Below are 10,122 nucleotides of genomic sequence, written 5' to 3'. Positions count from 1 at the left end.
TGGGAATAACGCCTTAAATGGCGAAGAAACGGTCTAAATAGGCTGATTCAAGGCATTTACGGGAGAAAAGATCGGCTCAAACTGAAAAAATGAAATGACTGAGTCAGCCGAGAAGAATTTCCCCGCTTATTCGCACCTTCCCTAGATTTTTTCATAAAAACGCCCCCCATCTTGCGATGGGGGGCGTTTTATTTTCCTGCCATTGAGCCAAAGAAGCTCAATGGTCAGCGATTACAGGGGCTGTTACAGGGATTCAGCAGTCGCAACCACATTTTCCACGGTAAAGCCGAATTCCTTGAACAGCAGCTCGGCCGGGGCGGACTCACCGAAGGTGCGCATGCCGATGATCTTGCCGCCAAAGCCCACGTACTTGTACCAGTAGTCGGCGATGCCCGCTTCGATGGCCACGCGCTTGGTGACGGCGGCCGGCAGGACGGACTCCTTGTACTCGGCGGACTGGGCATCGAACACGTCGGTAGACGGGATGGAGACCACGCGCACGGCACGGCCCTTGGCAGTCAGCTGCTCATAGGCGGCCACGGCCAGCTCCACTTCGGAACCGGTGGCGATCAGGATCAGTTCCGGAGTACCGGCGCAATCCTTCAGCACGTAACCCCCCTTGGCGGCATCGGCCAGTTGCTGGGCTGTGCGGTCCATCTGGGCCAGGTTCTGACGGGAGAAGATCAGGGAGGTCGGGCCGTCGGTACGCTCGATGGCGTGTTTCCAGGCGATGGCGGACTCTACCTGGTCACACGGGCGCCAGGTGCTCATGTTCGGGGTCAGACGCAGGGAGGCGATCTGCTCCACCGGCTGGTGAGTCGGGCCATCTTCACCCAGACCGATGGAGTCGTGGGTGTAGACGAAGATGGCGCGCTGCTTCATCAGGGCGGCCATGCGCAGGGCGTTGCGGGCGTACTCCATGAACATCAGGAAGGTGGCGCCGTAGGGGATGAAACCACCGTGCAGGGCGATGCCGTTCATGATAGCGGACATGCCGAACTCGCGCACGCCGTAGTGGATGTAGTTGCCTGCGGCGCTCTCGGGAGTCAGGGACTTGGAGCCGGACCACATGGTCAGGTTGGACGGCGCGAGATCCGCAGAGCCGCCCATGAATTCCGGCAGCAGCTTGCCGAAGGCTTCCAGAGAGTTCTGGGACGCTTTACGGGTCGCGATCTTGGCCGGGTTGGCCTGCAGGGTTTCGATGATCTTGGCGGATTCAGCAGCCCAGTTGGCCGGCAGCTCGCCTGCGGTGCGGCGCTTGAATTCGGCAGCCAGGGCCGGGTGAGCGGCTTCATAGGCGGCGAACTTGGCAGCCCAGTCGGATTCGAGCTTGGCACCCTTCTCCTGACCGTTCCACTCGGCGGCGATGTCGGACGGGATGACGAACGGCGCGTGGTCCCACTTCAGGAAGGCACGGGCGGCGGCGATCTCGTCGTTGCCCAGCGGTGCGCCGTGGCAGTCGTGGGAGCCGGACTTGTTCGGGGAACCGTAGCCGATGATGGTGCGGCAGCAGATCAGGGTCGGCTTGCCGGTCTCGGCCTTGGCGGCTTCGATAGCGGCGTTGATGGCCTCCGGGTTGTGACCGTCAACGGCCGGGATGACGTGCCAGCCGTAGGCTTCGAAGCGCTTGGGAGTGTCGTCGGTGAACCAGCCTTCCACGTGACCGTCGATGGAGATGCCGTTGTCATCCCAGAACGCGATCAGCTTGCCCAGACCCAGGGTGCCGGCCAGGGAGCAGGCTTCGTGGGAGATACCTTCCATCAGGCAGCCGTCGCCCATGAAGGCGTAGGTGTAGTGGTCGACGATGTCGTGACCCGGCTGGTTGAACTGCTCGGCCATGGCCTTCTCGGCGATCGCCATGCCTACGGCGTTGGTGATGCCCTGACCCAGCGGGCCGGTGGTGGTTTCAACGCCCGGCGCATAACCGTACTCCGGGTGACCCGGGGTGCGAGAGTGCAGTTGGCGGAAGTTTTTCAGATCGTCGATGGAGAGGTCATAACCGGAGAGGTGCAGCAGGGAGTACAGCAGCATGGAGCCGTGGCCGTTGGAGAGAATGAAACGGTCGCGGTCGGCCCACTTGGGGTTGTTCGGGTTGTGTTTGAGGTGGCTGCGCCACAGCACTTCAGCGATATCCGCCATTCCCATGGGGGCGCCCGGGTGACCGGAGTTGGCTTTTTGAACGGCATCCATACTCAATGCACGAATGGCATTGGCAAGCTCTTTACGAGAAGGCATCTGTATCTCCTGCGATTGCTTCATTTGATGGCCAAGATTAAGGCGCGTTATTGTCCCAGCAGGGGGCGCGGCGTGCAAATATTATCTGGGCGAATAAAGTGGCTTTGGGAGCACAATCGCTTTTCTGGGCGGGGAAAACGATTCAATCCGCCCCCTGCCTTACCTCCATGGAGGTGGATCCCTTCCCCATCCCGCCCCGGGCGGCTCCACCCCCAAATAGTGCTGGCAATCACCGGATGACCTATTTAAAATAGACGTCCAGATGTAGATACCTCTACAGTCATCCTGTCATTATCCGGTTATGGCCAAGGCGATAACCCTTACGAATCGAGAACCAAACATGGCAAAGCTGTTTACTTCCGAGTCGGTCTCCGAAGGCCATCCCGATAAAATCGCCGACCAGATCTCCGATGCGGTGCTGGACGCCATCCTGCAGCAGGACACCAAGGCGCGCGTCGCCTGCGAAACCCTGGTCAAGACCGGCATGGTGATGGTAGCCGGCGAAGTGACCACCTCTGCCTGGGTCGACATCGAACAGATCGTGCGCGACACCGTGCGCGAGATTGGTTACACCCACTCCGACATGGGCTTCGACGCCGACTCCTGCGCCGTGCTGAACGCCATCGGCAAACAGTCTCCGGACATCAACCAGGGCGTCGACCGTACCGACCCGCTGGAGCAAGGTGCCGGTGACCAGGGCCTGATGTTCGGCTACGCCACCAACGAAACCGACGTGCTGATGCCCGCGCCCATCACCTACTCCCACCTGCTGGTGAAGCGTCAGGCAGAAGTGCGCAAGAACGGCACCCTGCCGTGGCTGCGTCCGGACGCCAAGAGCCAGCTGACCTTCGCCTACGACGACGCAGGCAAGATCCTGGGTGTCGATGCCGTGGTGCTCTCCACTCAGCATTGCGACTCCATCAGCCACAGCGATCTGGTGGAAGCGGTGCGCGAAGAGATCATCAAGCCGGTGCTGCCGGCCGAGTGGATCAACAAGGACACCAAGTACTTCATCAACCCGACCGGCCGTTTCGTCATCGGCGGCCCCATGGGTGACTGCGGTCTGACCGGTCGCAAGATCATCGTCGACACCTACGGCGGCATGGCCCGTCACGGTGGTGGCGCCTTCTCCGGCAAGGATCCGTCCAAGGTGGACCGCTCCGCCGCCTACGCCGCCCGCTACGTGGCCAAGAACATCGTGGCCGCAGGTCTCGCGGATCGCTGTGAAGTGCAGGTCTCCTACGCCATCGGCGTGGCCGAGCCCACCTCCATCAGCGTCGAAACCTTCGGTACCGGCAAGGTGGCCGAAGCCCTGCTGGTCAAGCTGGTGCGCGAGTTCTTCGAGCTGCGCCCCTATGGTCTCATCGAGATGCTGGATCTGAAGCGCCCGATCTACCAGGCAACCGCCGCTTACGGCCACTTCGGCCGCGACGAGTTCCCCTGGGAGAAGACCGACAAGGCCGAGCTGCTGCGCGCTGCCGCTGGCCTGTAAGGCTCGAGGTTGTGATAAAAGGGGAGCCTGGCTCCCCTTTTGCTTTTGTGTCCTGTCCCGAGGATCCCATGCCTGCCACTGCCACCCGGCTTGACCCCGCCCTCATCGAGACGCTGCTCGCGCGCGTCGAGGCCTGCTTTGTGCAGGCTGAAACGCGCCTTGGCCGCACCTTCCCGCGCCCGCAAGTCCACTGCAACATGCGGGGCCGGGCGGCAGGGTCGGCGCGGCTGCAAACCTGGGAGCTGCGTTTCAATCCGGCGCTCTATCAGGCCAATCAGCAAGCGTTTCTCAGGGAAGTGGTGCCCCACGAGGTGGCGCACCTGCTGGTCTATGCGCTCTGGGGAGAGGGGCGCGGCAAGAGCCGGGTACTGCCCCATGGTCGCCAGTGGCAGTCGGTGATGCGGGAGCTGTTCGGCCTCGAACCCAGCACCACCCACAGCTTTGATCTGGGGGTGCTGGCCCAGCGCACCTTCGTGTATGCCTGCGCCTGCCAGCAGCATCCCCTCTCGGTGCGCCGCCACAACAAGGTGATGCGCGGCGAGGCCCGCTATCACTGCCGCCGCTGTCGCCAGCCCCTGGTGTGGCAGCGCGACGCCCCGGCGGATTGAGTCACCCCGTGTCGCGCTCCTGTGATAGGGTGCGCGCTTACTTCATTCAACTGTCTCATTGCCAAGGATATTCATGTTTCGCCCTCTGCTCTCCCTCTGCCTGGCCCTGCTGGTCAGCGCCCCGGCCCATGCCGACAACATCCAGACCTTTCGCGCCGCCAAGCAGGATCTGAACAAGCTCTACCAGAGCCACCCCGTCACCTTCTACTGCGGCTGCAACATCAAGTTCAGCGGCAAGAAGATGGCCCCCGACTGGGAGAGCTGCGGCTACCTGCCGCGCAAGCAGGCCGAGCGGGCCTCCCGCATCGAATGGGAGCACGTGGTGCCCGCCTGGGAGTTCGGCCACCAGCTCCAGTGCTGGCAGGAAGGGGGTCGCAAGAATTGCGGCAAGAGCGACGAGTTCAACAGGATGGAGGGAGACATGCACAACCTCTTCCCCGCCATCGGCGAGGTGAACGGCGATCGGGCGAACTTCCGCTTCAGCGACTGGAACGGCAAACCGAACCAGTACGGCAAGTGCCAGATGCTGGTGGACTTCAAGGAGCGCCAGGTGCAGCCGCCCAAGGGGCCGGTGCGTGGCCAGATCGCCCGCGCCTACCTCTACATGAGCCAGCAGTACGGACTGCGTCTGGCGGCCCAGCAGCGCAAGCTTTACGAAGCCTGGGACAGGCAGTATCCGGCTGATCGCTGGGAGTGCGAGCGCAACCGCCGTATCGGCAAGCTGCAGGGCAATACCAATCCCTTCATTGAAAAGCAGTGCCAATAACCCCATTTGACCAGGGAGGGGGAGCGTCCCCCTCCTCCTGAATCCCTTCACTCTCTGTCTCGCGAGCCTTGCTCGCCGCCGTGCAGTAGGGTATTGAAGGGTTTCCAAGCAAGAGACTGACTATCAGCCATGCGCATTCCACGTATCTATGAACCGGCCAGCCTGCAGGTGGGCCAGACCCTCGCCCTGTCGGAAGACGGTGCCAATCACATCGGCCGCGTGCTGCGCATGCAGCCGGGCCAGCAGCTCGAGCTGTTCAACGGCGACGGCCACCAGTACCCCGCCACCATCACCAGTGTGGGCAAGAAGTCCGTTGAGGTGACCATCGACAGTTGCGAGACCCGCTCGGTGGAGTCCCCCCTTGCCATCCACCTGGGTCAGGTGATCAGCCGCGGCGACAAGATGGACTTCACCATCCAGAAATCGGTGGAGCTCGGCGTCACCTGCATCACGCCCCTCTTCTCCGAGCGCTGCGGCGTCAAGCTGCCCGCCGATCGGCTGGAGAAAAAACGCGAGCAGTGGCAAAAAGTGGTGATCAGTGCCTGCGAGCAGTGCGGTCGCAATACCGTGCCCGAGGTGCGCATGCCGATGGAGCTCGACGCCTGGCTGGCGGAAGAGACTCAGGAGCTCAAGCTCAACCTGCACCCGCGCGCCCCTTACAGCATCAACACCCTGCCCATCCCCGAGCACGGCGTGCGCCTGCTGATCGGCCCGGAAGGGGGCTTGTCCGGCGACGAGATCGCCCGTACCGTGCAGGAAGATTTCAAGGAGATGCTGCTGGGGCCGCGGGTGCTGCGCACCGAAACCGCCGCCCTGACGGCGATTACTGCGCTTCAGTGCCGCTTTGGCGATCTGGCCTGACAGCCGACCCCCACCCCGGCCCTCCCCTTCGCAGGGGAGGGAGCAACAGGCTCCTCCCCCTTGTGAAGGGGGAGGCAGGGAGGGGGTCATCACATCCAATCGAGCCATTAGGAAGGAAACTCGGATGACCATTAAACTCGGCATCGTGATGGACCCCATCTCGGCCATCAACATCAAGAAGGACTCCAGCTTCGCCATGCTCGAAGAGGCGCAAAAGCGCGGCTACGAGCTGTTCTATCTGGAGATGAAGGATCTCTACATGGAGGCCGGTCGCGCCTTCGGTACCATGCGTCCGCTCACCGTCAAATATGACTATGCCGACTGGTACACGCTGGGCGAGGTGGTGGATCAGCCGCTCTCCAGCCTGGACGTGATCCTGATGCGCAAGGATCCCCCCTTCGACACCGAGTTCATCTACGCCACCTACATGCTGGAGCGAGCCGAGGATGAGGGTTGCCTCATCGTCAACAAGCCCCAGAGCCTGCGCGACGCCAACGAAAAGCTCTACACCGCCTGGTTTGCCGAGCACACCCCGACCACACTCGTCACTCGCAGAGCCGACAAGCTGCGGGCTTTCCACGCCAAGCACAAGGACGTCATCCTCAAGCCGCTGGACGGCATGGGCGGCGCCTCCATCTTCCGCATGAAGGAGGATGACGCCAACGTCGGCGTCATCATCGAGACATTAACCTCTCACGGCAGCCAGTACTGCATGGCGCAGACCTATCTGCCTGCCATCAAGGATGGCGACAAGCGAGTGCTGGTGGTGGACGGCGAGCCGGTACCCTACTGCCTGGCCCGGATCCCGGCGCAAGGGGAGACCCGTGGCAACCTGGCGGCCGGTGGCCGTGGCGAGGCGCGCCCCCTGAGCGAGGCGGACTGGGCCATCGCCCGCGCAGTGGGCCCGACCCTGAAAGAGAAGGGGCTCATCTTCGTCGGCCTCGACATCATCGGCGATCGCCTGACCGAGATTAACGTCACCAGCCCTACCTGCATCCGCGAGATTGAGGCGGCCTTCGACGTCTCCATTACCGGCATGCTGATGGACGCCATCGAGCGCCGGCTGGGCCGCTGACCCCTTGCCCAGCGACCCGTTGCCGCAGCGAGGAAACACACACAAGGGGCCGTGAAGGCCCCTTTGACTACCGGCAAAAAGCGGTTTTGCCCGCCGCCATCAACTGCCATAATCACCCCAAATACCTTTGCACGCTAAGAGATACATACGCTCCATGCAAACACTGCAAAATCACTTTCTGCTCGCCATGCCGAGCCTCACGGACGCCTATTTCCAGCGCTCCCTGGTCTATCTGTGCGAACACAGCAGCGAAGGCGCCATGGGACTGGTGGTCAACATTCCGGTCGACATGTCCCTGGACGCCATGCTGACCAAGCTCAACCTCAATCCCCCCGCCACCGCCGAGATGAAACAGCCGGTGTTGCAGGGGGGGCCGGTGCACGGGGATCGCGGCTTCGTGTTGCACAGCTTCCGCCCGGGCTTCAACTCCACCCTGCAGGTGAGCGACGAGATGATGGTCACCACCTCCAAGGACATCCTGGAGACCCTGGGCACCGACGAGGCGCCGGACCACTGGCTGGTGGCGCTCGGTTACGCCGGCTGGAGTGCAGGCCAGCTCGAGCAGGAGCTGGTGGATGGCGCCTGGTTGGTGATCCCCCCCAATCCCAAGCTGGTCTTCGATACCCCCATCCACCTGCGCTGGCAGCAAGCCGCCGCGAGCATTGGGGTCAACCCCCTGCACCTCTCCAGCCAGGTGGGCCATAGCTGACACCCCGGCCCTCCCCTCCGGGGGAGGCGGCACGCTCACCTCCCCCACGAGCAGGGGGAGGCAGGGAGGGGTCTTCCCCCTTCATTTATCCATCCATTTAGAGGAGACCCCATGTCATCACGCAGCATCATGGGCTTTGACTACGGCACCAAGAGCATCGGCGTCGCCATCGGCCAGGAGCTCACGGGCAGCGCCCGCCCCCTTCGCTCCCTCAAGGCCAACGACGGCATCCCCAACTGGGACGAGATAGAGAAGCTGATCAAGGAGTGGCAACCGGATCTGCTGATCGTCGGTCTGCCGCTCAACATGGATGGCACGGACCAGGAGATCACGGTGCGGGCTCGCAAGTTCGGTAATCGCCTGCACGGTCGCTTCGGCAAGCCGGTGGAGTTCAAGGACGAGCGGCTCACCACCACGGATGCCCGCGCCCGCCTGTTTGAACGTGGCGGCTACAAGGCGCTGGACAAGGGGAGTGTGGACGGCGTCTCCGCCCAGCTCATCGTCGAAGCCTGGATGGAAGAGCAGTACGACTAAACCGGGGAGCCTCCTCCCCCTTGCTTCTCTTTCACCGCCCCGCTCTCCATGGGCCCGCCCCAGGCAAAACGCGTCATCCCCGCCGCGGCCAGGCCATAGAGCCGCCGGATCTCCCCCCGCAACCACATCACCTTGGCATCCTGATTGTGGCGCTTGTGCCACAGCAGGATGAAGGCGATCTCCAGCTGGGCATAGAGAGACTCTTCCAGCGGCAACGGCATGGGGATGAGGTCGGGGTGATGTCTGGCGGCATAGTCCGCGCAATATGAAGGCACCACGGCGATCAGCTCGTGGCTCTTTTGGGCGGCGATATGCAGCGCCTGCTCGAAGCTCGCCACCATGATGGGCACCTGCCGCCTGTGGCCTTCGTCCTCCAGCAGATCATCCAGTGCCCAGCTGTCGCTGGCCTCCCACACCACGCTCACCTGGGGGCAGGCCAGAAAGCGGGTCAGCGACCACGTCTGCCCGAGCAAGGGGTGATCCTTGCGCAGGAACACCACGGGACGATCGCAGAACAGCACCTCATGATCGATGTAATAGGGCAGCCGGTTGACCCTGGCATGGGAACGGCCGTGGGTCTCCCGGGCACAGAAGCCGAGATCCGCCTCCCCGTTGACGATGTCGTTGAGAGAGTGGTGATCCCAGCCCAGCATCCTGACCACGGAGTGGGGGTACTTCTGGTAGATGGTCGTGGGCAGCTCGCTCAGGAAGCTGATGCCAAAGGGGGACTCCATCACCAGACTGAAGCGGGCCCCCTCGGGGATCGCCTCGCGGTTGAGGGTGCTGATGCTCTCGGTGAGCTGGAACCAGGTCTTGAGCTCCTCTGCCAGGGTCAGGGAGAGGTTGGTCGGCTGCAAGCCCTGGCGCACGCGCACGAAGAGGGGGTCCCCGAACCAGTCCCGCAGCTTGCCGAGCGCCTTGCTCACCGCCGACGGGGTGACACACAGCTTCTTGGCCGCCCCCGCCACGCTGCGCTCCTGCATCAGGTGCCTGAAGACCACCAGCAGGTTCAAATCGAGTTCACCCAGATTGCGCATCGCGTCTCTCCTATCCCCGAGCCCGTACTCGCCGTACCGCACGCCATGGTAGCAGCACCTTGACCACCAGGTAACCGAGCAGCGCCAGCAGGAGTGCCAGGATCAGCATCCAGAGCGCAGGCATCCCCAGATGGCCCATCCCCCAGATGAAGAGCCCGGACAACCCTATCTGCATGATGCAGAGCAGGGCACTGGCCGATGCCACCTGATCCCCGCACACATCCAGCGCCTCCCCCATCGCCACCCCGAACCCGCAGGAAAACCCGATGCAGACCAGGGCACACCCCGCCAGCAGCCAGGACAGGCCGCCTTCGGGCCCGCTGCTGCACAACAGGGCGAGCAAGGCCAGCAGGTAGGCGAGATGGGAGAGCGCCAGTACCCTTGCCTTGCCGAGCCAGCGCAGCAGCAAGGGGGTCAGGAAGGAAGCGGACATGCTCACCCCGGCCATCGCCATCATCAGCCGGGTGTACTGCTCGGGAGACAGGTCGAACGTGGTCATCAGGACGAGGGGCGAGACGCTCACATAGACCAGGATGGCGGTCACGCTGGCGCTGGTCAGCAAGGCGCGCAGCATGAAGGGGGCCGTGCCCAGCAGGGCCAGCGGCGATGCCCCCGCAGGCTGGCGGGCGGGGCGGGTCTCCTTGAGCAGTCGCAGGTTGACTAGGCTGTGTTCTCAAAATGCTGGTTTTCTGTCCACACATAACTCGCGCAAGTAGCGAAGGCAGAAAGCCAGTTTGATAAAGGCTGCAAAACTCTTGGCTAGCTTTTCATATCTCGTTGAAAACCGGCGAAACTTCTTCAACCA

10 protein-coding genes and 1 pseudogene are annotated in these 10,122 nt (G+C 62.9%); 7 read left to right on the top strand and 4 right to left on the bottom strand.

What is annotated here, in order from left to right; translation table 11 throughout:
* Positions 1 to 243: 243 nt before the first annotated feature.
* Positions 244 to 2,235, bottom strand: a complete 1,992-nt coding sequence (gene tkt / locus J9892_RS14565; RefSeq protein WP_182976411.1) for a transketolase — start codon at positions 2,233 to 2,235, stop codon at positions 244 to 246.
* A gap of 340 nt (positions 2,236 to 2,575) precedes the next feature.
* Here tkt and metK point away from each other — a divergent pair, with 340 nt between their 5' ends.
* The 7 genes from metK to ruvX all read left to right on the top strand — a co-directional run bounded on the left by metK (position 2,576) and on the right by ruvX (position 8,280).
* Positions 2,576 to 3,727, top strand: coding sequence for a methionine adenosyltransferase (metK, locus tag J9892_RS14560; protein WP_010673869.1), 1,152 nt, complete (start codon positions 2,576 to 2,578; stop codon positions 3,725 to 3,727).
* A gap of 68 nt (positions 3,728 to 3,795) precedes the next feature.
* Positions 3,796 to 4,335, top strand: a complete 540-nt coding sequence (locus J9892_RS14555; RefSeq protein WP_210538538.1) for a SprT family zinc-dependent metalloprotease — start codon at positions 3,796 to 3,798, stop codon at positions 4,333 to 4,335.
* A gap of 73 nt (positions 4,336 to 4,408) precedes the next feature.
* Complete coding sequence (locus tag J9892_RS14550; protein WP_210538537.1) at positions 4,409 to 5,101, top strand: endonuclease; 693 nt, start codon at positions 4,409 to 4,411, stop codon at positions 5,099 to 5,101.
* A gap of 129 nt (positions 5,102 to 5,230) precedes the next feature.
* A complete protein-coding gene (rsmE, locus tag J9892_RS14545) occupies positions 5,231 to 5,962 on the top strand; it encodes a 16S rRNA (uracil(1498)-N(3))-methyltransferase (protein ID WP_041212593.1) in 732 nt (243 codons plus the stop codon).
* 124 nt (positions 5,963 to 6,086) lie between these two features.
* Positions 6,087 to 7,037, top strand: coding sequence for a glutathione synthase (gene gshB, locus J9892_RS14540; RefSeq protein WP_052815123.1), 951 nt, complete (start codon positions 6,087 to 6,089; stop codon positions 7,035 to 7,037).
* A 154-nt stretch (positions 7,038 to 7,191) separates the two neighbouring features.
* Positions 7,192 to 7,746 carry a YqgE/AlgH family protein gene (locus tag J9892_RS14535; protein WP_010673864.1) on the top strand — a complete coding sequence of 185 codons (555 nt, stop codon included), beginning with the start codon at positions 7,192 to 7,194 and terminating at the stop codon, positions 7,744 to 7,746.
* 111 nt (positions 7,747 to 7,857) lie between these two features.
* Positions 7,858 to 8,280, top strand: a complete 423-nt coding sequence (gene ruvX / locus J9892_RS14530) for a Holliday junction resolvase RuvX (protein ID WP_010673863.1) — start codon at positions 7,858 to 7,860, stop codon at positions 8,278 to 8,280.
* Here the strand turns inward: ruvX and yidZ are convergent.
* The 3 genes and pseudogenes from yidZ to J9892_RS14515 form a co-directional block, all read right to left on the bottom strand.
* Entirely contained in the window at positions 8,277 to 9,317 is a 1,041-nt protein-coding gene (yidZ, locus tag J9892_RS14525; RefSeq protein WP_210538536.1) for an HTH-type transcriptional regulator YidZ, read from the bottom strand. The two genes, ruvX and yidZ, sit on opposite strands and share 4 nt — an antisense overlap.
* A gap of 10 nt (positions 9,318 to 9,327) precedes the next feature.
* Positions 9,328 to 9,891, bottom strand: a complete 564-nt coding sequence (locus J9892_RS14520; protein ID WP_124813335.1) for a hypothetical protein — start codon at positions 9,889 to 9,891, stop codon at positions 9,328 to 9,330.
* A 99-nt stretch (positions 9,892 to 9,990) separates the two neighbouring features.
* Positions 9,991 to 10,122, bottom strand: a pseudogene (locus tag J9892_RS14515) (IS5/IS1182 family transposase); the annotation flags it as partial.

It is taken from the genome of Aeromonas sp. Prich7-2 (genome assembly GCF_017939255.1).
Classification (GTDB): Bacteria; Pseudomonadota; Gammaproteobacteria; order Enterobacterales; family Aeromonadaceae; genus Aeromonas; species Aeromonas caviae.
The sequence above is the reverse complement of the archived record's forward strand: the minus strand, read 5'-3'. Positions and strand labels throughout refer to the sequence as shown.

What these genes read in the sequence shown, in the direction of transcription:
- J9892_RS14520 (WP_124813335.1), bottom strand. Translation starts at nt 9,891, where the DNA reads ATGCTGCGCGCCTTGCTGACCAGCGCCAGCGTGACCGCCATCCTGGTC.
- J9892_RS14550 (WP_210538537.1), top strand. Translation starts at nt 4,409, where the DNA reads ATGTTTCGCCCTCTGCTCTCCCTCTGCCTGGCCCTGCTGGTCAGCGCC.
- ruvX (WP_010673863.1), top strand. Translation starts at nt 7,858, where the DNA reads ATGTCATCACGCAGCATCATGGGCTTTGACTACGGCACCAAGAGCATC.
- rsmE (WP_041212593.1), top strand. Translation starts at nt 5,231, where the DNA reads ATGCGCATTCCACGTATCTATGAACCGGCCAGCCTGCAGGTGGGCCAG.
- gshB (WP_052815123.1), top strand. Translation starts at nt 6,087, where the DNA reads ATGACCATTAAACTCGGCATCGTGATGGACCCCATCTCGGCCATCAAC.
- metK (WP_010673869.1), top strand. Translation starts at nt 2,576, where the DNA reads ATGGCAAAGCTGTTTACTTCCGAGTCGGTCTCCGAAGGCCATCCCGAT.
- J9892_RS14555 (WP_210538538.1), top strand. Translation starts at nt 3,796, where the DNA reads ATGCCTGCCACTGCCACCCGGCTTGACCCCGCCCTCATCGAGACGCTG.
- J9892_RS14535 (WP_010673864.1), top strand. Translation starts at nt 7,192, where the DNA reads ATGCAAACACTGCAAAATCACTTTCTGCTCGCCATGCCGAGCCTCACG.
- yidZ (WP_210538536.1), bottom strand. Translation starts at nt 9,317, where the DNA reads ATGCGCAATCTGGGTGAACTCGATTTGAACCTGCTGGTGGTCTTCAGG.
- tkt (WP_182976411.1), bottom strand. Translation starts at nt 2,235, where the DNA reads ATGCCTTCTCGTAAAGAGCTTGCCAATGCCATTCGTGCATTGAGTATG.